The following is a 442-nucleotide window of genomic DNA, read 5'->3' on the forward strand; positions in this document are numbered from 1 at the left end:
CCCCCCCCCCCCCCCCCCCCCCCCCCCCACCCCAACCCCCCAACCCCCAACCACAACCACCCCCCCCACACCCACACACCCCCCACCCCCCACAACAAACCCACCGCCCCCCCCCCCCCCCCCCCCCAAAACCCCCCCAGAAACCAACACACCCCCAAAAAACCCCCCCCCACCCCAACACCCCCCCCCCCAAAAACCCCACACCCCACCACCCCAACACCACAACCCCCACCCAAACAAAAAAAAAACAACACCCCCACCACACAACCAACCCCCCCACCCCCCACAAACACAACAAAAACCACCCACCCCCCCCCACCAACAACCCACAAAAACCACACCCACACACACCCCCAAAAAAAAAAAAAAAATCAATAAAAAAAAAATAACCGAAGCAACAAAAAAAAACAAAACCGGCCTCGGCCACGCGTCGGGGGGCGGG

The 442-nt window shown here is 61.5% G+C and carries 1 protein-coding gene; it reads right to left on the reverse strand.

Annotated elements, in window-relative coordinates:
- A partial coding sequence (locus PUR71_RS40860) for a hypothetical protein (RefSeq protein WP_329924290.1) occupies window positions 1-442 on the reverse strand: 442 nt, incomplete at both ends.

It is taken from the genome of Streptomyces sp. SP17BM10, assembly GCF_036322405.1.
Classification (GTDB): Bacteria; Actinomycetota; Actinomycetes; order Streptomycetales; family Streptomycetaceae; genus Kitasatospora.